The following is a 25,082-nucleotide window of genomic DNA, read 5'->3' on the forward strand; positions in this document are numbered from 1 at the left end:
CGGCCTGGATCCTTGAGCTGCGGTTGCTTGCAATCCAACCCAAATTGCCGTTTTCGGGACCGCCCCACCTGAACCTCATAACGGCCAAATGGCGCAATTAACGCCGCGTAACCCGATGAGCGAACCGCGAACCAGGGCCAGGAGTTCGCGCCATGGTATTGATTTTTTACGACATTTTTACCGCGGAAAGATGCTCTGCATGCTTACCTTGTTAACAATTGAGTAGCCTTTCCCGGGCTAAGGAGTGGAGTTGCGGAAAACCGTGGTTTTGGAGCGTTAAATTGAAACTTGATTATTTTGCACGCATTGGCAGCTTGACCTTGCTGAGCCTCGTGCCGTCCTTCGGATTCGCGTTCACGAACGCAGATGCTGGCTACAACAATTACTACACAGGCAGTAATGGCTGCGCTATTGATTCATATATTGATGCCAATCTCGAAAACGGGTATGTCTCCGTAGATTTAACTTACGTTGCGGGCGGGGCGCGTTTCAGCGCAGGCTCAATTAATAACAGCGCCCCCGCAATAACCGAAAGTGCCATCGCCAGCTGTATTGGGGCAAACGTATCGCATATTTCCAATCTGGTTCAGAATGGCGCCGACGGGACCTTTGCAGACGACACCTACATGGGTTTCTCCTTCACCCTCGCGGAGGACGCAGACGGCCTTTCCGTGGGCAATCACGAATTCAGCACCAACGGCCACACCACGACACCACTGACCGACACCACCGCCCCGGTCCTGACCGCGCCGGCCGATCAATCCGCGAATACCGACACCGGCACGGCTACGGCCTCGCTTGACGTGACGTCGCTCGGCTCCGGCAGTGACGACACCGACACTTCCGTATCAATCACCTACGCCGCGGGCGGGACCACCCTCACCGGCGCTTTTGACTTCCCGATCGGCGTCACCACGGTCACGATGAACGCCTCCGACGCCGCGGGCAATGCCGCCACCGAGGTGAGTTTCACTGTCACCGTCAGCGACGCCGAGGCCCCGGTTCTCACCGCCCCCGCCAACCAGACCGCCAACGCGGATGCGGGCGCGGCGGTCGCCTCGCTCGATGTGACCGCGCTAGGGTCGGTTGCGGACAACGCTGGCGGGACCCCCACGATCACCTATGCGGTGGATGGCACCACGCTCACCGGCGCCTACGACTTTCCAATCGGGGAAGCCACGGTGACAATGAACGCCTCCGACGCCGCAGGCAACGCCGCCACCGAGGTGAGCTTTACCGTCACAGTCAGCGACGCTGAGGCCCCGGTGCTGACCGCGCCCGGCAGCCAGACCGCCAGCACGGACGCAGGCGCCGCAACCGCGTCGATTGACGTGACCGCGCTCGGCTCCGTGGCGGACAACTCGGGCGTGACGCCCTCGATCACCTACGCCGTGGACGGCACCACCCTGACCGGTGCCTATGACTTCCCCATTGGAGACACCACCGTCACCATGAACGCCTCCGACGCGGCAGGCAATGACGGCACCGAGGTAAGCTTCACCGTCACCGTCAGCGACGCCGAAGCCCCGGTGCTCACTGCCCCCGGAAGCCAGGCCGCTAGCACGGACTTAGGCGCCGCAACCGCGTCGATTGACGTGACCGCGCTCGGCTCCGTGGCGGACAACTCGGGCGTGACGCCCTCGATCACCTATGCGGTGGATAGCACCACCCTGACCGGTGCCTATGACTTCCCCATTGGAGACACCACCGTCACCATGAACGTCTCCGATGCGGCAGGCAACGCCGCCGCCGAAGTCAGCTTCACCGTCACCGTCAGCGACGCCGAGGCGCCGGTCCTCACCGCGCCCGGCAGACAGACCGCCAGCGCGGATGCAGGCGCTGCCACCGCTTCGATTGATGTGACCGCGCTCGGCTCCGTGGCGGACAACTCGGGTGTGACGCCCTCGATCACCTACGCCGTGGACGGCACCACCCTGACCGGTGCCTATGACTTCCCCATTGGAGACACCACCGTCACCATGAACGCCTCCGACGCGGCAGGCAATGCCGCCACCGAGGTGAGCTTTACCGTGACCGTCAGCGACGCTGAGGCCCCGGTGCTGACCGCGCCGGAAAACCAGACGGTCCAGGCCGCTGCGGGTGAAGCCAGCGCCGCTCTCGACGTGACCAGTCTGGGATCCAGCGCGGACAATGCGGATAACACAGTTGCCATCACCTACGCGGTGGACGGCACCGTGCTGACCGGCACCTACGACTTCCCGGTGGGCGAAACCACGGTGACCATGGACGCCACCGACAGCGATGGAAATGCGGCGGTGCAGGTCAGCTTTACTGTGACTGTGTCCAGCAACGAAGCCCCGGTGCTGACAGCGCCGGAGGATCAGACCGCAACCGCGGCTGCTGGTGATAGCAGCGTCTCGCTGGATGTGACCGGTCTTGGCTCCGTCAGCGATGACAGCGGCACGGATCCGGCGATCACCTACGCCGTGGACGGCACGGTGCTGACCGGCGCCTACGACTTCCCGGTGGGCGAAACCACGGTAACCATGGATGCCACCGACAGCGACGGCAATGCGGCGGTGCAGGTCAGCTTTATCGTGACTGTGTCCAGCAACGAGGCCCCGGTGCTGACCGCGCCGGAGGATCAGACCGCAACCGCGGCTGCTGGTGAAAGCAGCGTCTCGCTGGATGTGACCGGTCTTGGCTCCGTCAGCGATGACAGCGGCACGGATCCGGCGATCACCTACGCGGTCGACGGCACCGTGCTGACCGGCACCTACGACTTCCCTGTGGGCGAGACCACGGTGACCATGGACGCCACCGACAGCGACGGCAATGCGGCGGTGCAGGTCAGCTTTACCGTCACGGTCGAAGATGGCTCCCCGCTGCCCGATCCGACGATCAGCGATATCACCGTAAATGGCAATGGGACCGTCACCGTCACCGGCACAGCGGCGCTTGGTGCGCTGGTCACGGTCACCTTCCCGGACGGCTCTCATGTCGAGACCACCGCGGCTGCAACCGCAGCGGCGCGCCCGATGCGGCCGCTGGCCGCCGATAGCGGCGCAACCGGCGCCTACAGCGCGACCTCGGCCAGCGCACAACCCAGCGGCGATGTGACCGTTTCAACCGCCACAGGTTCTGGCTCGGCAACCGCCAGCGCCACTGCCACGGTTGACACCACTGCACCGGACGTGGTGATCAGCGGAGGCCCGGTCAACGGCATCAGCTATCAGGAGAGCTTCACGCTCACCGTGACCTTCAGCGAGGATGTGACCGGCTTCACCGCCGCGGACATCTCCGCAAGCAACGCGGCGGTGACCGGGCTGAGCGGCTCCGGCGCTATCTACGAGGCGCAGCTGCGCGCAACCGGCAGCGGTGAAATCCGCGTGCAAGTGCCCGCAGGCGCAGCTGAAGATGCGGCAGGGAATGATACCACCGCTTCCAACACGCTGGTGATTGCGGACACGACGGTGACCGAAACCCAGAAAAAGATCGCAGGATTCCTCTACAGCCGCGCTAACCAGTTGATTGCAAATCAGCCCGAACTGACCAGCTTTCTGTCGCAGGCAGGCGCAGGCAGCGGCACGGCCCAGGCGCAGGTGACCAGAGGCGTTGGCAGTTTCGCCTTTGCTTCGCGGACGGGCCAGCCAGTCTGGTTCCAGCTGCGCGGCTCCTGGAGCGAAAACGGCAGCGCGGACAGCCGCCAAGCCTTCGGCGCGGCAGGCGGCCATCTGCGGGTGAAAGACGGATTCCTGCTGGGTGCGATGCTGCAGTTTGACCACCAGAGCGAGGACGACGGCGCCAGCTCCGCCAGCGGCACCGGCTGGCTGGCCGGGCCCTACGCGGTGGCACGCCTGGACGGGCAGCACCTCTATGCCAGCGCGCGGCTGCTCTACGGCCGCTCCAGCAACAGCATCGCCCCCTTCGGCACCTACGAGGATGACTTCGACACCAGCCGCGTGCTGGCGCAGCTGCGCCTGGCGGGGGATCTGGAGCGCGCAGGCGTCCGGCTTACCCCCTATCTCGACGCGGCTTATGCGAACGAGGAGCAGAAGGCCTATACCGACAGCCTCGGCAATCTGGTGGGGGCGCAGAAGATCCACCTGCGCCAGGCATCTTTCGGCCTCGACATGGCGCGGCCGGTGGCGCTGGGAACGGGGCAGTTGCTGCTGACCGGCGGGTTCGCGGGCGTCTGGTCCTCCGCCAGCGGCACCGCGGTGGCCGAGACCGTGCTCCCCGCCTATTCGGGCTGGCGCGGCAAACTGAACGCCGGCCTCACCCGGGTCTGGGACAACGGCGGCGAACTGTCGGTGGCGCTGCGCTACGACGGTCTGGGCAGCGCGGGCTATGAGAGCTACGGCCTCAGCTTCGGCTACACCCGCGCGTTCTAATCCGCCGCCCCGCTTGGGACGCGATGCAGCGAGCGCGTAGGTCTGCGGCATCGCGGCAGCCGCAATCTCTGGATTGCCGGCCGCGGGGCAAGCCGGCGCAGCCCGCCGCGTCCCAGTCCCATCGGCGCGGAACCCAGTTCCTGAACGCCCCGGCTGATTCCGCCCTGCCGGGGCGTCCTTTCCGGTGAGTTGCCCTTGATATGCGATCGGCGCCATTTTCCCGCGTCTTGATTGTTGACGCAGGCCGCAGCGAATGGCGGATTGAAAATCATGGCGCAGGCAGGTTTTCGATGACCGCTTCGGTGAAACCTGCTGCACTGAAAAATTTCCGGTGACATGTGGGCGAACTTCATCGCACTTTTGATGCAGAGGTATTGGCCGCGACTGCAATAGGCGGCGGTGTCTGCGCGTCCCGCGTCTTCAGCAGACCTGCAGCGAACAGACGGTTCCAAAAGCTTTCTAGGGCCAGGACACGTTATTGTTTCATAACCAGAACATGACGGTTGCAGCGAGAGCGATGGCAGACAAGAACACCTTGGGACACCTGTCGCATCAGGTTGCAACCCGACGCCAATCCTTGATCCTGCCGAACATGATTTCGATGCGGTTTCGCCGTTTGTATCGTCGCTTGTCGTATCTGATAGCCTTCTTTCGTTGCTTCCGGCCAGGGATGCAGGGGCGTATCCCTTTGTCTTTCAACGCTTCTCTAAACCAAACAGCGTCGTATCCGCGATCCCCCAGCAGCCAATCGACATTTGGCAGGCTGCTCACCAATGCCCGTGCGCCGATGTAGTCGCTGACCTGCCCGGCAGTGACAAAGAAGCTGATCGGTCGACCCAGGCTGTCGCAGACGGCGTGCAGCTTCGTGCTCATGCCTCTTGGCGGAAATCAATGGGTCCTGAGCCTAAGCGCAACACCCTTGGCATTGTGGCAATTAGACTCCTCGGAACGCAGCAGGCGCCTTCAACTCTGCCTATGCAGGCAACCTATCCCGAGCGGGATCATCCGAAAAACAGGCAGGAAGTCCTTGAGAGGGAGCGGTCTGTTAGAATTGCAGCTATTCCTTCGCAATCGCTTTTTCCGGGCCGGTGGTCTTGTGGCTTTGAAACTCAAAAAAGACCGAAACTGGCCCGCGAACAAATCCTGACAGGGAAGCGCCGGCGCATTCCGCCGGGGCATTGATGGTCGAGTTGCAGGATATGATCAGGCCTCTGCCATTTCGCGTCTTTCAACACCCCTGAAGAAGATCAGGTAGAAAACCGGCGCAGCCACCAGCGTCAGCACAGTGGCAAAGGCCAGACCGCCCATGATAGTGATTGCCATCGACACGAAGAAAGCGTCAGTCAGCAAAGGCGCCATACCGAGGATAGTGGTCACCGCCGCCAGCATTACCGGGCGCAGACGTGAGACCGAGGCCTCGACAATGGCTTCGCGCAGCGGCTTGCCGGTTTCGCGTACCAGATCGATCTCCTCGACCAGCACGATACCATTCTTGATCAGCATGCCGGACAGGCTGAGCAGCCCCAAGAGCGCGGTAAAGGTGAAGGGGAATCCCGTGCCCAGTAGCCCGATCACCACACCGTTCACCGACATCGGCACCAGGAGCCAGATGATCACCGGCTGGCGGATCGCGTTGAACAAAAGCACCGAAATCAGCACCATGATCAGGAGCGTCACCGGCAGCTGCTTGCCAAGGCTTTCATTGGCGTCGCCCGAGCTTTCATGCTCGCCGCCCCATTCCATCAGGTAGCCGGGCGGTATCTGCATTGCCTCAATTGTTTCCTGCACCTCGGCAAAAACGGTCGCGGCGGTCATGTCCGGCGGGATGTCCGCACCGACAGTCAGCGTCGGCAGCCGGTCCCGGCGATGCACCAGAGTGTTCTCCACCTCAACATCAATGCCGTCGATCATCTGCTCCAGCGGCAGGAACTTTCCGGCAGAGGAAGAGAACACGACCTGATCATAGATATTGTATGAATCCTCTGGTGCGCGGCGAACCACAATGGGGATCAGCCGGTCACGCTCCCTGAACACGCCCATTTGCAGGCCGTCAGTGGAGAATTTCAGCGCGTCGGCGATGTTCTCGCGGGTGACACCAGCGGTCTGCGCGCGATCAGTGGCGTAGACAGGTTTCAGGACCGGCTCCTGTTCGCGCCAGTTATGGCGCGGCAGCAGAATATTTGGCGAGGCCTCTTCCAGCCGCCGGATTGCTTCCTCGCCCAAACTGCGCAGAATGCGGGGGTCGGGCCCGGAAAAGCGCACTTGGATCGGGTCGCCGCCGCCGGGGCCGAAGACAAGCCTTTTGGTACGGAACTCACCCTCGGGGAATTTGGCCTGGCCAAATTCTTCCAGCTCCGCCTGCAGAAGCGGGATTGCGTCCAGGTTTTCCGTACGGATGATGAGGTGCCCGTAGCTGGGATTCGGCTTTTCGGCGGAATAGGTCAGCATGAAACGTGTTGCGCCCTGACCGGTAAAGGACGCCACAGAAACCACGTCTTCGCGTTCAGTAAGCCAGTCCTCGAACACTTTCAGATGCTCAGAGGTGGTCTGGATCGAGGTACCCTGCGGCAGCTTGTAGTGGACGAAGAACAGCGGCGTGTTTGAATCCGGAAAGAACTGCTGCCGCACCTGTCCGAACCCGATAAAGCAGACCACGGTGACGGCGATCAGCCCAGCGACGACTATCCATCGCAGCTTCAGCGACGCCCGCAGAATTGCGCCGTAGGTGCGGAACAGGATACCACCATAGGCATCACTGTCCCCCTCCTTGCCCTGCTTGAAGAAATAGTGGCCCAGCAGCGGCGTAGCCGTCAGTGCCAGGAACCAGCTGAGCAGCAGCGAAATGGCAATCACCGCAAACAGCGAGAACAGAAACTCGCCGGTAGCGTCCGGGCTGAGACCGATGCCGGCAAAGGCCATGATGCCTATCACCGTGGCGCCGAGCAGCGGAATCTGGGTTTTCGAAGCCGCATCATGCGCCGCCTCGCGCGAGGACTTGCCGCGCAGCATGGCAATCTGCATCCCCTCTGCGACAACAATGGCGTTGTCGACCAGCATCCCCATGGCGATGATCAAAGCGCCGAGCGAAATCCGCTCCATCTCGATCGAAAACATGTTCATGAAGAACAGCGTGCCCACCACGGTCAGCAGCAGGGTGGTGCCCACAACAACAGCCGCACGCCAACCCATAAACAAGGCCAGCACGATCACCACGATGGACACCGACATGGCGAGGTTCACAAGGAAGTCGTTCGAGGCCTGCTCGACCACCACATGCTGCTGGTAGATCGGTTTCAGATCGACACCATAGGGGATCTGGCTGTCCAGTGCGGCCAGCTTGGCGTCAACGTTCTTGCCCACTTCGACAATGTTCTCGGTGGCAAGGCCAGCAATACCGAGGGTGAACGCTTCAACCCCGTCAAAGCGGATGATCAGATCCGGGTTGTCAATGCGGCCGCGATGCACATCGGCCATGTCGATCACGTTGACCACCTCGCCCTGCCAGCCAATCGCAAGGCCCTGAATTTCGGAGACAGAGTCCGAACCTTCGGGCGCACGTATCAGGGTTTCTGCAGGCCCTGCGTCGAGGCTGCCGGCTGAGCGGACCGAGTTGGATGAGGCCAGAGCACTGCTCACCGCGTCAATCGGAACATTCTGATTGACCGAAACAGCCAGCGTGGGTTCGACAAAGATCGCCTCCTGCGGCAATCCCGCGATTTCAACATCGGCCACCCCGTCCACCGTCAGCAGCTCACGCCGCAAGTAGGTTGCCAGATCATGCCTTTCGGCGTCCGTGTAACCTTGCGCCGTCACCGCATAGAACAGGCCGAACACATCGCCGAAACCGTCGTTCACAACGGGCTGGCTGACGCCCTCGGGCAAAGCGCGGGCGGCATCGCGGACTTCCGCACGCAGTTTGGTCCAGATGGCAGGCAATTCGGTGCCGTCGAAAGTATCCTGCATTTCCACTTCAATCAGGGAAAAGCCAGGCTGGTTCACGGATGTGATCAGCTTGACCTCGCCCATTTTCTGGATCGCGGATTCCAGGGGCTCGGAGACTTCGCGCGCAACCTGTTCGCTGTTGGCACCGGGATACTGTGTCGCGATGACCGCAGATTTGATGGTGAAGGCCGGATCTTCGAGGCGGCCCAAATTCAGGAAACCCCAGATGCCGCCAAGCAGAGCAGCCAGCATGATGATCCAGGTATAGAGAGGCCGGTTGATCGACCCGCGTGCAATGTCCATCAGCCTGCCCTCAGTTCCCAAAGCCAGTAAAGCGTCTGACTTGCTGACCGTCTTTCAGCGCGCCGCCTCCCGTCAGCACGATCTCTTCATCTCCGGCAAGGCCGTCCGCCACGCGGAACTCTCCGTTCTGAGTGGCTTCAACCTTCACGTTGGTCCATGCGACGGTGCCCTCCGCAGCGCCCGCAGGCGAAAAGACCATCACACCGGTGCTGCCATCGGTTGCAGTAACCAAAGCAGTGGCGGGCACTCTGATGCCTGTATCGCCGGTGTTCACGCGCACGTTCACAGTTGCAGATGCTCCCGGAAGGATTTGGCGGTCTTCAGGCGGGGTAAGGCGGAATGTCACCTGATAGGTCTGGCCGACGCTGCTGGCTTCGGCGTCATATTCCAGAATTTCCAGCGGATACTCAGTTTCCTGGCCAGGGAAGTTTGCGGAAATCGTCAGAATATCGCTTTCCTCCGCTCTTTGGAAAAGGACTTCGGGCACATCAACTTTGATGTACAGTTCAGACATGTCGTGCAGCCGCACGATGGGAGCCCCCGAACTGACGGTGGTGAATTGCTCCACCTCGCGGCTGGACACCAGCGCATCAAAGGGCGCGTCCAGGGTGGCGTGCTCGAATTCATACTCCGCATCGCGCAGCGCCACACGTGCCAGCCCTGCCTCGGTCTCGGCGTCGTCGATTGAGACCTGGCTGACGGTGCCAGTCAGGTTTTTCAGGCGCGCTACGGTGCGGTCAGCCTGTTCCTTTCTAAGTTGCGCCTGCTCCAGCTGCAGTTCGAACGGTTCCAGGTCAAGCTCTGCAATCAAACCGCCCTTTGCCACTGCACTGCCTTCAGTTACTGGAAATCTTAAGATTTGCCCGGAAACCTGAAACGCAAGGTCCACTGTCTGCTTGGCCGCCACTTGGCCAAAAAACTGCCGTTCCATAAGCAATGCTTCCGAGGAAGTTTGCAGCAGTTTGACCGGTTTCAGACCCTCTTGGGCCATGGCAGCAGCAGGCAAGGCGCCAAACCCCGCAGCCAAGGCCACGGCAAATGCAAATGAGTTGGGCAAGCGCATGCGTATCACTCCTGTTGGGGCAGTTCTCTTGCTGTTCCGCGTCACGTGACAGTTACAGGCGGTGGAAGCTCTGGTGCAAGTCAAGATGCCGGGACTGGTGCGGCATAGCCAGTTTGCCGGGATTTCTCTGTGAGCAGTGTCACAAAGAGAAAGAAATCTGCGCGCAATGCGCCGTGCAGCAAGGCCCGGTTTGACGCGCCGCATTACAGCGTCATACTTGAACAGCATGCCTGCGCTCAGCGCTGGCTGCGTCCGCCCACGAGGCCAGCCGCTTGCACAGCGTTGCGCCATTTGATGACCCCGCCCAAGACGCGACAAGCGGGGTGAACAACAAAATCTGTGATAATTCCCGAAAATCCGCTAAGATTTGAGATCAGCCTTAGGCAGAATCCTGAATTTGCACCGGACTGCCGGCAACCGGATTTTGCTTTTTGATGGGATACGGAAGAACGCAATCAGAGCCGCAGATTCCTCCTGCAGATGCTGTAAGAGCGCTTGAGCAGCAGTTGGCGCAGGAAAAGGCGCGGTTTGCGGCTACCTCCGAAATCCTAAGGGTAATCGGGCAGTCGCGGGAAGACATCCAGCCGGTTTTTGACACCATAGTTAAGAGCGCCAGTGAGTTGTGCGGGGCACGATTCTGTATGCTGTGGCGCTATAGCGGCGGCATGATCCATTACTGCGCAAGCCATGGCTTCGGGCAGGCGTTCATGGACGGCTACCTGGCGAATTACCCGGCGCCCCCTGTTGAGGGATCCATTACCGGGCCGGTTATTCGCACGGGCCGTACAGTTCATCTGGCCGATGCCCAGGCCCCAGACTATTCGGACTGCAAAACGGCGCGGCAGTTCGGTTACAAGGAGATGGTTGCCGTCCCAGTAAAGGCCGGGCCGGGCATTTGGGGTGTTCTTGTTCTGGGGTGGCCAACGGGGAGGGCCGCCCTGGCGGCCGACATCAATCTGCTGGAAACCTTTGCGGAGCAGGCCTGCATCGCCATCGGCAATGCGCGGCTTTTTGCGGACACGCAGGAAGCGCTAACGCATCAGACCGCGACGTCAGAAGTGCTGGGCGTGATCTCGCGCTCACCCAACGAAATCAGGCCGGTGCTCGACATCATTCTGGAAGTGGCCTCAGATATCTGCAGGCCGCAGACCGCCTATGCGACACTGGTGGATCACACCGACGGCAAATACCGGGTTGCCGCGACGCACGGCATGACACCGGATTTCCGCCGTTTCTTAGCGGAGCAGGCGTTTGAACCTGAAACCGGCAGCTGCACGGGAAGGACGGCGCTGCTGAAGGAGACCGTGTACATCAGGGATACGGAGACTGATGCAGGGTTTAAGTGGAAGACTGCGGCCAAGCAGGGTAATTTCCGTTCGGCGCTGGGGGTTCCGCTGATCAAGGATGGTGTCGTGGCGGGGGTCATTACCCTTGGCCACGCGCAGCCCGGCGCCTTCACAGAGAAACAGATCAGCCTTTTGGAGACATTTGCGGCGCAGGCGGTGATTGCGATCAGCAATACGCAGCTGTTCGAGGAGGTGCAGGAACGCACGGCGGAACTGAGCGAGGCGCTTGAGTATCAGACTGCGACATCGGAAGTGCTGAGCGTGATCTCGCGTTCGCCCAATGAGCTGGAGCCAGTGCTGGCCGCCATACTCCAGGTAGCCTCCCGTCTTTGCGACCCTGAGTATGCGTTTTTTGCCATGCTGGACGCGGCAGACGGCCTGTACCGGATTAGCCAGTCGCACAACGTGCGGCCGCGGTTTCTCCGCTACCTTGAGGACAATCCGATTGCACCGGGGCAAGGCAGCTGTATCGGCCGGACCGCTCTGACCGCAAAGACGGTCTATGTAGCCGACACGCTGCACGACGACAGCTACACTTGGAAGGAAGCGGCAGGGATCGGCAATTTCAGAAGCACGCTGGGTGTGCCACTGATCAAGGATTGTGTGGTCCTGGGGGTGATTGTGATGGCGCACAGCCAGCCGCAAGCCTTCTCGCAACGGCAAATCGGCCTGCTGGAGACCTTTGCCTCGCAGGCGGTGATCGCAATCAGCAACACCCGGCTGTTCGAAGAGGTGCAGGCGCGCACAGCGGAACTGAGCGAAGCGCTGGAGTATCAGACCGCGACATCGGAGGTGCTGAGTGTGATCTCGCGCTCACCCAACGAGCTGGAGCCGGTGCTGCAGTCGGTGTTAAAGGTAGCTGTGCGGATTTGCAGCCCGGAAGTTGCCTATGTAGCGCTCCTGAACGAGGAAACCGGCGCCTATGAAGTGGCCGTCACTCACAATGCCAACGAAATTTTCGAGGAGATTCTGGCGCAACAGGAATTTGTGCCGGGAATGGCTACGACGACCGGACGGGCCGCGCTGACCGGCCGAACAACCTATATTCCCGACATTGAGGCCGATCCCGATTACGGCTGGCGGGAGCAAGCGCGCAAGGGCGGGTTCCTGTCCAGCCTCGGAGTACCGCTGATTAAGGGCGGCAAAACCCTTGGCGTGATCACGCTGGCCCATGTCCGCAAGAACGCCTTCAGCCCAAAGCAGATCGCGCTGTTTGAAACCTTTGCGGCGCAGGCAGTGATTGCACTGAGCAATGCGCGGCTGTTCACGGATTTGCAGAATGCGCTGGTCCGCCAGACCGCCAGCGCCGATATCCTCCGGGTAATCAGCAGCGCCCAGGAGGATGCCAAACCGGTGTTTCTGGCAATCGCAGAGGCGGGGGTGCGGCTGCTGGACTGCGACGGGGCCGCAGTGCTGATCCGGGACGGGGATCATTTCTCCCCTGTCGCGGGGATGCGCAGAACCGGGCCGATGGACACTTTAAACCCCGAACCGGTTCCGATTGATCCAAAGCTCAATTTCCCGAGCCAGGTCTTTGAAACCGGAAAGATGGTGCACGTACCGGACTTCGCCGAAGCGGATCTGCCGCCGCATGAAGTTGAAACCGTGGCAAAATTCGGTTTGCAGTCCTGCCTTTACCTGCCGTTGCTGCGCGACGGCAGCTGCGTTGGCGTGCTTGCGTTTTCGCGTGCGGACAGCAAACGCGCCTTCACCGGCGAACAAATCCGGCTGGCAGAAAGTTTCTGCGACCAGGCGGTTATCGCCATTCAAAATGCGCGCATGTTCAACGCGACCCAGGCAGCCCTGGCGCGTCAGACCGCTAGTGCCGATGTCTTGCGGGTGATCAGCAAGTCGCCGACCGACACCAAGCCGGTCTTCGACGAGATCGTGCGCCTCGCAGTATCACTGATCTCCTGCGACCTGGCCATTGTTACTGAAAGCGATGGCAAAGAGTTCTGGCAAGCGGCGGTGGCGTCGCCTGCCGGTGTGGAAGATGAAATCAACCAGACCCGGCATCCAATCGACCCGGCACAGAACTTTCCGTCGCAGTCCTATACCCGTAAGAAGATCCTGCACATTCCCGACTGGTCAAAAGTGAAGCTTCCTCCGATGGACCGCCGGATCTATCACGCCAGCGGCTTCCGCTCCTCCTTGATGCTTCCTCTGCTGCGGGATGGCGAGTGTATCGGCGGCCTGGGGTTCATCCGCAAAGCGGCGCGTGCGTTTTCACGGGATGAGATTGCAATGGCGGAGTCTTTTGCCGACCAGGCGGTTATTGCCATCGGCAACGTTCGCCTGTTCCAGGAAGTGCAGGAGGCCCGCGCCACAGCAGAAAAGGCGAATGAGGCAAAAAGCGCATTCCTCGCCACGATGAGCCATGAAATCCGCACTCCGATGAACGCGGTGATCGGCATGAGCGGGCTGCTGATGGACACCGAACTGGACGGTGAGCAGGCCGACTATGCCCGGACCATCCGCGACAGCGGCGACGCGCTGCTGGGGATCATCAACGAGATCCTCGATTTTTCCAAGATCGAGGCGGGGCAGATGGCCATAGAGGCGCACCCATTTGATCTGCGCGACTGCATCGAAACCGCACTGGACCTGATCAGCGGGCGGGCTGCGAAAAAGCAGCTGGATGTCGCCTATATCATGGACGACAGCGTGCCGCCTGCCATCAGCACCGACCTGACCCGGCTGCGGCAGATCCTGCTCAACCTGCTGTCCAACGCGGTCAAGTTCACCGACACCGGCGAGGTGGTGCTGTCAGTCACCTCAGAGCCGCCTGCAGATGGCCGGGTGAAACTGCATTTCGAGGTCCGCGATACCGGCATCGGCCTGTCAGAGGAAGGGATGAGCCGCCTGTTCCAGTCCTTCAGCCAGGCAGACTCCTCAACCACGCGAAAATACGGCGGCACCGGGCTGGGTCTGGCGATTTCAAAACGGCTGGCAGAGCTGATGGGCGGCACAATGCAGGCATCCAGCGAGGGGCCGGGCCGGGGATCAGTGTTCAGTTTCACCATCCTTGCAGAACCGTCCCGGCTGCCGAAACCGGAGGCCCGCAGCCTTCTGGGCAAGCAGCCGGAACTGGCCGGCAAGCGCATCCTCATGGTGGATGACAACGAAACCAACCGCAAGATTCTGGCCGCGCAGACCCGTAAGTGGGGGACCCAGACAACCGCCGTCGCCTCCGCCGGCGCGGCGCTGGAAGTGCTGGCGGCAGATGCTGAATTCGATCTTGCGATCCTGGACATGCATATGCCCGGAATGGACGGGGTGACGCTGGCGCGCCGGATCAGGCAGACGCAAAACGACCTGCCGCTGGTGCTGTTCAGCAGCCTTGGCGAACGCGCCCCGGGGACAGAGGACGGGCTGTTTGCGGCCTGTCTGGCGAAGCCGCTGCGCCAGTCGCACCTGTTCGATACGTTGGCCGGGCTGTTTGCCTCGGCTCCTCTGCCTTCGGCTGCGGCCGGCACGGCGGGCAAATCAGTGACCGATCCGGAACTCGCCGCGCGCCACCCGCTGCGGATCCTGCTGGCAGAAGACAATCTGGTGAATCAGAAGCTGGCGGTCCGGCTGCTGGAGCAGATGGGTTACCGCGCCGACCTTGCCAGCAACGGGATCGAGGCGCTGGAAAGCGTGGCGCGTCAGGTCTACGACGTCGTGCTGATGGATGTGCAGATGCCTGAAATGGACGGGCTGGAGGCCGCGCGGCGGATCACCAGAAAATACACCGATGACGACAGGCCCGCGATCATTGCGATGACCGCAAATGCGATGCAGGGCGACCGGGAGATGTGCCTGGAGGCGGGCATGGATGGCTACATCGCCAAACCCATCCGTGTCGAGCGGCTGATTGAGGCGCTGGAAGGTATTCAACCGCGCGGAAAGGAAACCCCATGAGCGGCAGCCCCCTGGATCCCGCCGTCTTTGCCGAGTTGCAGGCCGCCACCGGCGCGGATTTCGCGGCGGAACTGGCCGCCACCTTCCTGGAAGAGGCGCCGGGCATGATTGCGGAACTGAAGCAGGCGGCGGCAGCGGGTGATAGCAACAGTTTCCGCCGCGCAGCGCATTCGCTCAAGTCCAACGCAAACACCTTTGGCGCCAGCGCGCTGGCGGAATTGGCGCGGCAGATGGAATTGTCTGGGCTCAGCGGTCCGGTACCGGATCTTGCCGCGCTGGATGCAGAGCACATTCGCGCCGGTGCTGCGCTGCGGGAGCTGCTGGATGGCTGATACCCAGGGGCAGGTGCTGATTGTGGACGACAACAAGGTCAACCGGCTGCTGCTTGCGCGCAATGTCGAGCTGCTGGGGCACCGGGCCGAGGCCGCGGAAAACGGCAAGATCGCGATGGAACAGCTCAGGACCGGGGCGTTTGCCCTGATCCTGCTGGACATCGAAATGCCCGAAATGGACGGCTTCGAAGTGCTGGCGGCGATCAAGGCGGCCCCGGACCTGCGCGATATACCGGTGATTGTCACCTCCTCGCTGGAGGGGCTGGACAATATCGTACGCTGTATTGAACTGGGCGCGGAGGACTACCTGCCCAAGCCCGTGAACCAGGTACTGCTGGGCGCCCGGCTGAACTCAAGCCTGGAAAAGAAGCGCCTGCGTGATGAACAGAAACGGCTGCTGGACCGGTTTGCAACCCAAGAGGTGGCGCTGGACCTGCAGAACTCCGGCTTTGCCATTGGCGGCAGGCGGATAACCGCATCGGTCCTTTTCTGCGACATCCGCGACTTCACGGCGCTGTCCGAGGACCTGCCGCCAGAGACCACCATCGAGCTGCTGAACACATACTACACATTGATGTTCGACGCCGTCGGCAGCAACGGCGGTATTGTGAACTTGATGATCGGCGATGGGCTGATGGCCCTGTTCGGCGCGCCGCGGCCTCTGGAAAACCCGGCGCTGAACGCGGTGGCCGCGGCCAAGGAAATGTTCAGCATGATAGCGGTTCTGAATCAGCAGCAGAGCGCGGCTGGCTCACCGGAAATACGGCTGGGAGCCGGCATTGCCACCGGGGAAGTGGTGGCGGGTTATGCCGGAACAGACGAGCGGGCCGCATACACCTGTGTCGGCAAGACCGTGAACCTGGCAGCCCGGCTGGAAGCGCATACCAAGGCTTCCGGGCGCAGGATCCTGGTTGACATGCAAACCCGGAACAGCCTGCCGGATCCCTCCGTGGCAGAAAAAATTCAGCAAGTGGAGTTTAAGGGATTTTCCGAGCGGCAGGACATTTTTGCGCTGTGATCCGCCGGCATTTGCGCCGCCCTTTCCCGGCGGATGCCTGCAAAGCGGCTTTTACTGATAAAGGGCGGCTTCCACACGGCCCCAGCTGAATGCAGCAACCTGCCCGAACAATGGCGAATTTTCCGGTGCTGCCTTAATGAGCTTGCTCCACATATGATTTTGCGCCTGCCGCATCGGCCGGATCCGCTGGACGTCTTCTTTTGGCCTATTAATGCTGTTGTTTGCACCTGTGGCCCGGGGTGCCTTTCCTTCGGCCATGCGGTTCACTCTGCCGTTCCAAGATACCATATTCAGTGAATGCACCACGACCTTGAATATTTCGAGACGTGCGCTCGTGCCGCCATTGCTTCCATGCCCGGAGCTTTTCGGCCTGCTGCAGAAAACGTCATTCTGCGCATTGCTGAGTGGCCTGAGCCAGCCATGTTGAACGATCTTGGCATCGCGGATCCGCGCGATCTTACGGGGCTCTACGAGGGTATTCCCATGACCGAGAAATCGGTCTTCGACATGGCACCGCCTCAAGATGTCGTCTGGCTTTTCCGGCAGCCGATTCTGGAAGAATGGCGCGATCGCGGCAATGTCGGGCTGAACGAATTGATCGCACACATTGTTATTCACGAGTTCGCCCATCATTTCGGATGGACTGACGAGGAGATCGCAGAGATCGACCAATGGTGGGTCTGAACCGCCGTTCACTGCAAAGACTGAGTGTACGGTTTAAGCTCGCAGCCTTTGCTGCTGCCTGGATGGGGCATCGCGAGTGCCGCCGGCAGCCTACTGACCTAAGGTGTAGCAATTCTCATTCCGCTCAGGTTCGCGTCGGCCGGGTCGTACCCGCAAGCCAGTTGTGTTGCTCCTGGCATGCCCGGACAAATTCCGCTAATAGGAATGCGATTTTACATATTGAAATTTCAAACCTGATTGCGTACCAATCGATAAGCAAGAGCTTCTGAGAACAACGTGCGAGGGAAAATGGAAAGCCTGGTCAATCTGGCGATGGATGACGGCATCGCTGTTGTGAAGGTGGATAATCCGCCGGTTAATGCTCTTTCCCACGCGGTGCGCGCAGGCATGCAGGACTGTTTGCGGACAGCGCTGAACAGCGTTCAGACAAAGGCGGTAGTCATCTGTTGCGCGGGCCGCAGCTTCTTTTCCGGTGCGGATATCCGGGAGTTCGGCAAGCCATCCCAAGCGCCGGTTCTGCCGGATCTAATCAATGAAATCGAAGCGTCGCCCGTACCGGTAATCGCGGCAATGCAGGGAAATGCGCTTGGCGGCGGGTTGGAGGTGGCCTTGGGCGGCCACTACCGGATCGCGCTGAAGGGCACCCGGTTTGGCCTGCCGGAAGTGTCGCTGGGGCTGCTCCCCGGTGCAGGCGGCACTCAGCGACTGCCGCGTTTGGTCCCGGCTGAAGAGGCGGCCCGGCTGATCACTGGCGGCAAACCGGTTGATGCTGATACCGCGCTGTCCTGGGGTCTGATCGACCGGATTGCGGACGGCAGCGACGCCTCCGCTGAAGGGGTCGCCTTTGCCCGCGAGCTGATCGCGGCGGGCAAGGGGCCGCGCCCGGTTGGCAGCCTGCCGTGCAATCAGCTGGAGCCTGCGGTTTTGGAGAAAATCCGGTCTGAAACTGCCAGATCGGCACGCGGGGCAATTGCACAATTGGCTTGTTTGGGTGCTGTGGAGGCGGCAATGTCGTTGCCGCTCAGCGAAGGACTGAAGAAAGAGCGCGCGCTGTTTCAGGAGCTGATGGCGTCCGATCAGAGCAAGGCCTTGATCCACGGCTTCTTTGCGGAGCGCCAGGTCGGAAAGCTGCCAGATATCGAAGGTGTTGAGCCGCGCGAAATCAGCCGTTTAGGTGTTGTAGGCGGCGGTACTATGGGGACCGGGATTGCCGTCAGCGCACTGCTTGGCGGACTGCACGTGACGCTGGCCGAACGCGATAAGGCGGCGGCGTCTAAGGCCGCAGCCAGCGTCAGAAAGATGCTGGAAAATGCGGTGAAACGCGGCAAACTGACCGAAACGCAGCGCGATGCCATTCTTGCCGGCGCGTTCAGCACAACCACTAGCTTTGAGGATTTGGCACCGGCGGATCTGGTGATTGAAGCTGTTTTTGAAAGCATGGACGTAAAGAAGGATGTGTTCACCCGGCTTGACCAAGTCTGCAAGCCGGGGGCCATTCTGGCGTCAAACACCTCTTACCTGGATCTGAACGCAATCGCCGCTATGACCAGCCGCCCGCAAGATGTGATCGGGCTGCATTTCTTTTCGCCTGCGCATGTGATGCGGTTGCTGGAAGTGGTGGTGGGCGCGGAAACCGCTCCGGACGCAGTGGCGACGGGCTTCGCGCTGGCCAAGCGTCTAAAGAAAGTAGCGGTGCGCGCGGGCGTCTGCGACGGTTTTATCGGCAACCGGATCCTGTCGCATTACAGCAAGGCGGTCTACGGCATGGTACTGGCCGGGGCCAGCCCCTATGCGGTGGACAAGGCACTGACTGGCTTTGGCCTGGCGATGGGGCCGTTTGCCGTGGGCGATCTGGCCGGGCTGGATATCGGCTGGGCAAACCGCAAACGTCTGGCCCCAACCAGGGATCCGCGCGAAACCTATCCTGAATTTGCCGACCGGCTGTGCGAGCTGGGCCGGTTCGGACGCAAGACCGGACGCGGATTCTATATCTACGATGACAGCATCAAAGACCCGCGTCCTGATCCTGAGGTTGAAAAAATCATTGCTGAAGAGCGTGCCGCCAAAGGCATCACACCGCGCACAATCGGCGAAGATGAGATCATAAGCCGCTACATGGCGGCAATGGTGAATGAAGCCGCGCGGGTGGTCGGAGACGGCATCGCACTGCGGCCGCTGGATGTGGATGTGACTTTGCTGAACGGATACGGATTCCCGCGCTGGCGCGGTGGCCCGATGCATTATGCCGACACGATAGGACTGGATAAAATCCTGAAGGATATCTGCCGCTTCCACGAGGAGGACCCAATCCTTTGGCAGCCCGCGCCTCTGCTGGAGCAACTGGCCGCTGAAGGCCGGACCTTTGCCAGCCTGAACACCTGAAGGAGAAACCAATGAAACAGGCGGTCATCGTCTCCACCGCGCGAACTGGTCTGGCCAAATCCTACCGTGGCGCGTTCAATGAAACCCATGGTGCCACAATGGCAGGCCATGCCATCAGCCATGCGGTGCAGCGGGCGGGCATTGCGCCGGACATGATTGAGGACGCGCTGGTCGGCTGCGGCTACCCCGAAGGCTGGACCGGCGCCAACATCGCCCGCCAATCGGTAATACGGGCAGGGCTGCCGGTGTCGGTTTCCGCCGCGACCGTGAACCGGTTCTGCTCCTCCGGGCTGCAGGCAGTGGCGATGGCAGCGCACTCGATCGTTATGGAGGGCGCGCCGGCCGCGATCGGGGCCGGGGTGGAAAGCATCAGCCAGATGCCGCCTTCGCGCCCGCCGCAGGCCCGGGAGAATTGGATACTGGAAAACAAGCCCGAGCTGTATCTGCCGATGATCCAGACCGCCGATATCGTGGCGGCGCGCTATGGCATCAGCCGCGAAGCGCAGGATGAACTGGCCCTGGCCAGCCAGCAGCGCACGGCTGCCGCGCAGGCAGCGGGCAGGCTCGATGACGAGATCGTGCCGATCACGGTGACCCAGGCCTTCAAGGATAAGGAAACCGGTGAAGTCACCCGCAAGGAGGTGACCTTTGGCATGGATGACTGCAACCGCCCCAACACCACGCTGGAGGGGCTGGCCGGCCTGGCGCCGGTGCAGGGCGAGGGGCATTTTGTCACCGCGGGCAATGCCTCACAGCTGAGCGACGGCGCGGCGGCGCTGGTGCTGATGGACAGCGGTCTGGCCGAGCGCGAGGGGGTAGACCCCCTGGGGGCCTTCAAGGGTTTCGCTGTGGCCGGGTGCGAGCCGGACGAGATGGGCATCGGTCCCGTCTTTGCAGTGCCGCGCCTGCTGGAGCGCCACGGGCTGACGGTGGACGACATTGCCCTGTGGGAGCTGAACGAGGCCTTTGCCTCACAGGCCCTCTACTGCCGCGACCGGCTGGGGATCGACCCGGAGATCTGCAACGTCAACGGCGGTTCGATCTCGATCGGCCACCCGTTCGGCATGACCGGCGCACGGATGACCGGACATCTGCTGCTCGAAGGCCGCCGGCGCGGGGCCAAACTGGGCGTGGTGACCATGTGCATCGGCGGCGGCATGGGTGCGGCCGGGCTGTTCGAGATTTTCTGAGGGAACGCGCAAGATGGATCTGAACTTCACCGAAGAGGAGCAGGTGTTCCGCGCCGAGGTGCGGGACTGGCTGAAGTCCACGCTGCCGCGGGAGCTGAGCGAGAAGGTGCGGCTGGGCAAACGGCTGAGCAAAGCGGACAGCGAATTGTGGCACAGCCTGCTGAGCGAACGCGGATGGCTCGCCCCGAACTGGCCGCGCGCATACGGCGGTTGTGAATGGAATGCGGTGCAACGCCATATCTTTGAGGAAGAAGCCTGCCTGGCTCACGCGCCGCGCAGCCTTCCCTTTGGCCTGTCGATGCTGGCACCGGTGCTGCTGGCCTTTGGCTCCGAGGAGCAACGGCAGAAATTCCTGCCGCGGATCCTGAACGGACAGGATTGGTGGTGCCAGGGCTATTCCGAGCCGGGCGCAGGGTCCGATCTGGCGGCGGTCAAGACCCGCGCGGTGCGGGACGGAGACCATTATGTGGTCAACGGGCAGAAAACCTGGACGACGCTGGGCCAGCACGCGAACTGGATCTTCTGCCTGGTGCGGACCGATCCGGAGGCCAAGAAGCAGGGAGGCATCTCGTTTCTGCTGATCGACATGAACACGCCCGGTGTCACCGTGCGGCCCATCTTGCTGATCGATGGCGAGCCGGAGGTGAACGAGGTGTTCTTTGATAACGTCCGCGTTCCTGCGGAAAACCTCGTGGGAGAAGAGAACAAGGGCTGGACCTACGCCAAGTACCTGCTCACCCATGAGCGCACCAATATTGCCGGAGTGGGCTTTTCAAATGCGCTGCTGGCGACGCTGAAGCACGTCGCCGCCCGGGTCCAATCCGGCGGCCGGCCGCTGGCGGACAACCCGCATTTCGCGGCCCGCATGGCGCAGGCCGAGATCGACCTGATGGCGATGGCGACCACCAATCTGCGGGTGGTGTCGGCGGCAGCCAAGGGCCAGGCGCCGGGAGCCGAAAGCTCCATGCTCAAGGTGAAGGGCACAGTGATCCGGCAGGAGCTGACATCGCTGCTGCGCCGGGCGATGGGGCCGGATGCGCTGCCGTTCCAGCCTGATTTTCTGACCGGCGGCGACAATGCCGATGCCATGGGACCGGAATACGCAGCGGCCTCTGCGCCCAACTATTTCAACATGCGCAAACTGTCGATCTTTGGCGGGTCGAATGAGGTGCAGCGCACCATCATCACCAAGGCCATTCTGGGTCTGTAGAGGGAGCATGTGATATGGATTTCAACCTGACCGAAGAACGGGCCATGCTCCGCGACACGCTGCAGCGGTTCCTGGCGGACAAGTATTCGCATGAGAACCGGCGGGCGCTGATTGCTGCAGGCACCACCTATGATGCGGAGGTTTATGCCGGTCTGGCGGAGCTTGGAGTACTGGGCGCGCTGTTCAGCGAAGAGCAAGGCGGTTTCGGCGGCCAGGGCTTCGATCTGATGGTGGTCTTTGAAGAGCTGGGGCGGGCCGGCGTGATCGAACCGGTGCTGCCGGCGGTGCTGGCTGGCGGTCTGATAGCAAAGCTGGGCGGCGGGCTGGCTGATGAGATCATGGCCGGGACGCATATCGCGGCTCTGGCGCATGGCGAGGCCGCCGCGCGCTATGACTTGAACCATGTGGAGACTTCGGCTGTTGCGGGCGGCGATGCCATCGTGCTGCAGGGCATCAAGACCCATGTGCTGCACGGCGCAGAGGCGCAATCGCTGGTGGTTTCAGCCCGAGAGACGGGGGATGCGGCAGACACGGCGGGCATTTCCCTGTTTCTGGTGCCCGTGAATACGCCCGGCGTGACAGTCAGCGGACACAGGAATATTGACAGCATCCCGGCTGCAACGGTCGCCCTGGATGGGGTGCGGCTGACCGCCAAGGCGCGCCTGGGCACTGCCGGAGAGGGGTTTGCCGCGCTGGAGGCTGCAGTCGCCCGCGGCTTGACCGCCATTTGCGCCGAAGCCCTGGGCGCGATGGAGGCCGCCAAGGAACTCACCACCGGCTACCTGAAGGAGCGCAAGCAGTTTGGAACTCCTATCGGCAAGTTCCAGGCGCTGCAGCACCGGATGGCGGACATGCTGATCGAGATCGAGCAAGCACGCTCGGCCGTGATCAACCTGGCAGGCAACCTGCAGCAGCCGCGTGCCCTGCGCGAAATCCACGTAAGTGCTGCCAAAAACCTGATTGGCCGGACAGGCGCGCTGGTGGCTGAGGAATGCATCCAGATGCACGGCGGCATCGGCATGACCGATGAATACGCGCTGTCCCACTTTGCCCGCCGCCTGACGATGATCGACCATCTGTTCGGCGACACGGATTATCATCTGGAACGCTTCATTTCGCTCAGGGTGGCCTGAGCCATGCCGCTGGTTCGCCCGGAGCGCCCGATGATCCCGCTGTTCGAGGCCTTGGAGTATCACATCGAAATTGATCCGGAAGCGGTGGAAGCGCATTGCGTGCTGGAGATTTCGGCATTGCATCTGAACCGGCAGGGTATGCTGCATGGCGGGGTGGCGGCAACGCTGCTGGATACCGCCAGCGGCGTAACGGCCAGCCTGTCCTGCGACCCTGAGGGCATTACCCCGTTTGTGACGCTGTCGCTGACGGTCAATTACATGGCTGCGGCACGGCAGGGGCAGGTGCGGGCCGCCGGGCGGATCACCGGCGGCGGCAAGACAACAAAATTCGTCGCCTGCGATCTGCGGGATGAGGCAGGGCGGCTCATCGCCTCGTCCACGGGCGTATTCAAACGGGTTTATCAGGCAAAGACGGAGGATCCGGCATGAGTGCGCTATTCCGGCATGAAATCCGGGGCAGGGCCCTGATCATCTGGAACTGCAACACGGCGATGCGCAATGCGCTGTCCTATGAGTATTATCAGGGTCTGCAGGAAGGGCTGGCGCGGGCGGCGTCCGATCCGGGCATTGCCGCGGTGATCCTGGCGGGCGAAGGCGGCTTCTTCTGCTCCGGCGGCAATTTGAACATGCTGAAGGAACGCCGCGAGATGCCCTACGAAGAGCGCCGGGTGCAGATCGGCAAACTGAACGCCCTGATCCGCGCGGTCCGCACCTGTCCAAAGCCGGTCATCGCAGCGGTGGAAGGCGGAGCGGCCGGGGCAGGGCTGTCGCTGGCGATGGCGGCGGATATGATCGTCGCAGGGGAGGGCGCCAGGTTTACCCTGGCCTATGTCAAGGCAGGACTGGTGCCGGATGGCGGTGCTACCTATGCACTGACGCAGGCGCTGCCGCGGGCAACTGTGGCGCGGATGGCGATACTGGCCGAGCCGCTTAGCGCCGAGCGGATGCACCACCTGGGTGCAATAACCGAACTAGCCCCGCCAGGCACCGCAGTCGCACAGGCGGAAGCACTGGCGGCCGCAGTTGCCAAAGGACCCGAGACGGCAATCGCCGACATCAAGGCGCTGCTCAATCAGGCAGAAACCGCCAGCTTCGAAGAGCAGCTTGCGCATGAACGCGATGCCATGGCCAAGGCTCTCGGCGGATCCGAGGCCCAGGCGGGCATCGGCGCCTTTCTCGCCAAGACATCCCCTGTATTCCGGTAAGGAGACCGAAATGATCCACACATCTGCACTGCCGGCGGTTTTCGATACGCCCGTGACCCGGACCTACGGCACGCGCCTGCCGGTTGTGGCGGGCGGCCTGCAATGGCTTGCCAATGCTGAATACGTGTCCGCCGCGGCACGGGCCGGGATCGTCTCGTTCATCACTGCCGCAAGTTTCCCCGAGATGAATAATCTGCGCGCGGAGATCCGCCGCTGCCGGGAGATGTGCGGCGGCAAGCCCTTCGGGGTCAACGTCTCGATGATCCCCAAGCTGGTGCCGGGGGAGAAGACCGAAGAGGTATTCCGCCTGATCGCGGATGAAGGCGTGCAGTTTGTCGAAACCTCAGGCCGCAGCCCCGAGGCGTTTATGCCGATCCTCAAGGATGCCGGGATCACTGTGCTGCACAAGGTTCCCAGCCTGCGCTATGCGGTGAAGGCTGAACAGGTGGGCGTTGACATGGTGTCGATTGTCGGCGCCGAATGCGGCGGCCATCCCGGCATGGACATGGTTGGAAGCATGGTCAATGCCGGGCTGGCGGAGGACCGGCTAACCATCCCGTGGCTGATCGGCGGCGGCATCGGTCACGGCAAGCAGATCGTGGCAGCACTGGTCATGGGAGCAGCAGGTGTGGTGATGGGCACCAGGTTTCTGGTTGCCAGCGAGCTGACCGCGCATCCGGATTACAAGCAGGCAATGGTGAACGCCAGCGAGCTGGACACGCAGCTCACTATGCACTCGGTGCGCAATACCGTGCGCAGCCTGCGCAACCAAACAACAGAAACGGTTGCCCGGCTCGAACGCGACAACCCCGAAATCGGAATCCAGGAGCTGCTAAAGCATGTGTCCGGCAAGATCGGGCGCCAGGCTTATGCCACCGGCGACGTGTCGCAAGGGCTCCTGTCGGCGGGCCATGCGCTGGGGTTTGTAGACAAAGTGGAGCCCTTTGCCGAAATCACCGCCCGCCTTGAGGCCGAGGCGCTGGCAGCCTTCGGGCGGCTGGGCCTGGCGGCGTGAC

Annotated in this window: 15 protein-coding genes and 1 pseudogene; 12 read left to right on the forward strand and 4 right to left on the reverse strand. The window is 61.9% G+C overall.

Annotated elements, in window-relative coordinates:
* The first annotated feature begins 626 nt into the window (after positions 1-626).
* Positions 627-4,355, forward strand: a complete 3,729-nt coding sequence (locus AC5STI_RS19210; RefSeq protein ID WP_495447876.1) for an HYR domain-containing protein — start codon at positions 627-629, stop codon at positions 4,353-4,355.
* Between the two features lie 483 nt (positions 4,356-4,838).
* On the opposite strand, the pseudogene AC5STI_RS19215 reads toward AC5STI_RS19210, so the two are convergent.
* The 3 genes and pseudogenes from AC5STI_RS19215 to AC5STI_RS19225 form a co-directional block, all read right to left on the reverse strand.
* A pseudogene (locus AC5STI_RS19215) lies at positions 4,839-5,231 on the reverse strand (IS5 family transposase); the annotation flags it as partial.
* A 327-nt stretch (positions 5,232-5,558) separates the two neighbouring features.
* Positions 5,559-8,600, reverse strand: a complete 3,042-nt coding sequence (locus AC5STI_RS19220) for an efflux RND transporter permease subunit (RefSeq protein WP_495447877.1) — start codon at positions 8,598-8,600, stop codon at positions 5,559-5,561.
* 10 nt (positions 8,601-8,610) lie between these two features.
* Complete coding sequence (locus tag AC5STI_RS19225; protein WP_495447878.1) at positions 8,611-9,663, reverse strand: efflux RND transporter periplasmic adaptor subunit; 1,053 nt, start codon at positions 9,661-9,663, stop codon at positions 8,611-8,613.
* 434 nt (positions 9,664-10,097) lie between these two features.
* On the opposite strand from AC5STI_RS19225, the gene AC5STI_RS19230 reads away from it, so the two are divergent.
* From AC5STI_RS19230 to AC5STI_RS19240, 3 genes are read left to right on the forward strand one after another with little or no spacing between them, the layout of a single operon-like run.
* Positions 10,098-14,912, forward strand: coding sequence for a GAF domain-containing protein (locus AC5STI_RS19230; protein ID WP_495447879.1), 4,815 nt, complete (start codon positions 10,098-10,100; stop codon positions 14,910-14,912).
* Positions 14,909-15,244, forward strand: a complete 336-nt coding sequence (locus AC5STI_RS19235; RefSeq protein ID WP_475046197.1) for an Hpt domain-containing protein — start codon at positions 14,909-14,911, stop codon at positions 15,242-15,244. Before AC5STI_RS19230 ends, AC5STI_RS19235 begins: the two co-directional genes overlap by 4 nt.
* A complete protein-coding gene (locus AC5STI_RS19240) occupies positions 15,237-16,262 on the forward strand; it encodes an adenylate/guanylate cyclase domain-containing protein (protein ID WP_495447880.1) in 1,026 nt (341 codons plus the stop codon). The genes AC5STI_RS19235 and AC5STI_RS19240 overlap by 8 nt, the downstream gene beginning before the upstream one ends.
* Before the next feature lie 51 nt (positions 16,263-16,313).
* Here AC5STI_RS19240 and AC5STI_RS19245 read toward each other — a convergent pair whose 3' ends face one another.
* Positions 16,314-16,529 carry a hypothetical protein gene (locus AC5STI_RS19245; RefSeq protein ID WP_495447881.1) on the reverse strand — a complete coding sequence of 72 codons (216 nt, stop codon included), beginning with the start codon at positions 16,527-16,529 and terminating at the stop codon, positions 16,314-16,316.
* 30 nt (positions 16,530-16,559) lie between these two features.
* On the opposite strand from AC5STI_RS19245, the gene AC5STI_RS19250 reads away from it, so the two are divergent.
* From AC5STI_RS19250 to AC5STI_RS19285, 8 genes are all read left to right on the forward strand, one after another.
* A complete protein-coding gene (locus tag AC5STI_RS19250) occupies positions 16,560-16,946 on the forward strand; it encodes a metallopeptidase family protein (protein WP_495447882.1) in 387 nt (128 codons plus the stop codon).
* A 288-nt stretch (positions 16,947-17,234) separates the two neighbouring features.
* Positions 17,235-19,328 (forward strand): 3-hydroxyacyl-CoA dehydrogenase NAD-binding domain-containing protein, encoded by a 2,094-nt coding sequence (locus AC5STI_RS19255; protein WP_495447883.1) that lies wholly within the window; start codon positions 17,235-17,237, stop codon positions 19,326-19,328.
* An 11-nt stretch (positions 19,329-19,339) separates the two neighbouring features.
* Complete coding sequence (locus AC5STI_RS19260; RefSeq protein WP_495447884.1) at positions 19,340-20,518, forward strand: acetyl-CoA C-acyltransferase; 1,179 nt, start codon at positions 19,340-19,342, stop codon at positions 20,516-20,518.
* A gap of 13 nt (positions 20,519-20,531) precedes the next feature.
* Positions 20,532-21,728 carry an acyl-CoA dehydrogenase family protein gene (locus AC5STI_RS19265; RefSeq protein ID WP_495447885.1) on the forward strand — a complete coding sequence of 399 codons (1,197 nt, stop codon included), beginning with the start codon at positions 20,532-20,534 and terminating at the stop codon, positions 21,726-21,728.
* A gap of 14 nt (positions 21,729-21,742) precedes the next feature.
* A complete protein-coding gene (locus AC5STI_RS19270) occupies positions 21,743-22,861 on the forward strand; it encodes an acyl-CoA dehydrogenase family protein (RefSeq protein WP_495447886.1) in 1,119 nt (372 codons plus the stop codon).
* Between the two features lie 3 nt (positions 22,862-22,864).
* Positions 22,865-23,290 (forward strand): PaaI family thioesterase, encoded by a 426-nt coding sequence (locus AC5STI_RS19275; protein ID WP_495447887.1) that lies wholly within the window; start codon positions 22,865-22,867, stop codon positions 23,288-23,290.
* A complete protein-coding gene (locus AC5STI_RS19280; protein WP_495447888.1) occupies positions 23,287-24,066 on the forward strand; it encodes an oxepin-CoA hydrolase, alternative type in 780 nt (259 codons plus the stop codon). The genes AC5STI_RS19275 and AC5STI_RS19280 overlap by 4 nt, the downstream gene beginning before the upstream one ends.
* A gap of 10 nt (positions 24,067-24,076) precedes the next feature.
* Complete coding sequence (locus AC5STI_RS19285) at positions 24,077-25,081, forward strand: NAD(P)H-dependent flavin oxidoreductase (RefSeq protein WP_495447889.1); 1,005 nt, start codon at positions 24,077-24,079, stop codon at positions 25,079-25,081.
* The last annotated feature ends 1 nt before the right edge of the window (position 25,082 follow it).

The organism is Leisingera sp. CC-HEC096 (assembly GCF_059429235.1).

Bases quoted from the DNA above. Each gene is read 5' to 3' on its own strand.
- AC5STI_RS19210 (WP_495447876.1), top strand. From the start codon at position 627: ATGGGTTTCTCCTTCACCCTCGCGGAGGACGCAGACGGCCTTTCCGTG.
- AC5STI_RS19220 (WP_495447877.1), bottom strand. From the start codon at position 8,600: ATGGACATTGCACGCGGGTCGATCAACCGGCCTCTCTATACCTGGATC.
- AC5STI_RS19225 (WP_495447878.1), bottom strand. From the start codon at position 9,663: ATGCGCTTGCCCAACTCATTTGCATTTGCCGTGGCCTTGGCTGCGGGG.
- AC5STI_RS19230 (WP_495447879.1), top strand. From the start codon at position 10,098: ATGGGATACGGAAGAACGCAATCAGAGCCGCAGATTCCTCCTGCAGAT.
- AC5STI_RS19235 (WP_475046197.1), top strand. From the start codon at position 14,909: ATGAGCGGCAGCCCCCTGGATCCCGCCGTCTTTGCCGAGTTGCAGGCC.
- AC5STI_RS19240 (WP_495447880.1), top strand. From the start codon at position 15,237: ATGGCTGATACCCAGGGGCAGGTGCTGATTGTGGACGACAACAAGGTC.
- AC5STI_RS19250 (WP_495447882.1), top strand. From the start codon at position 16,560: ATGCACCACGACCTTGAATATTTCGAGACGTGCGCTCGTGCCGCCATT.
- AC5STI_RS19255 (WP_495447883.1), top strand. From the start codon at position 17,235: ATGGAAAGCCTGGTCAATCTGGCGATGGATGACGGCATCGCTGTTGTG.
- AC5STI_RS19260 (WP_495447884.1), top strand. From the start codon at position 19,340: ATGAAACAGGCGGTCATCGTCTCCACCGCGCGAACTGGTCTGGCCAAA.
- AC5STI_RS19265 (WP_495447885.1), top strand. From the start codon at position 20,532: ATGGATCTGAACTTCACCGAAGAGGAGCAGGTGTTCCGCGCCGAGGTG.
- AC5STI_RS19270 (WP_495447886.1), top strand. From the start codon at position 21,743: ATGGATTTCAACCTGACCGAAGAACGGGCCATGCTCCGCGACACGCTG.
- AC5STI_RS19275 (WP_495447887.1), top strand. From the start codon at position 22,865: ATGCCGCTGGTTCGCCCGGAGCGCCCGATGATCCCGCTGTTCGAGGCC.
- AC5STI_RS19280 (WP_495447888.1), top strand. From the start codon at position 23,287: ATGAGTGCGCTATTCCGGCATGAAATCCGGGGCAGGGCCCTGATCATC.
- AC5STI_RS19285 (WP_495447889.1), top strand. From the start codon at position 24,077: ATGATCCACACATCTGCACTGCCGGCGGTTTTCGATACGCCCGTGACC.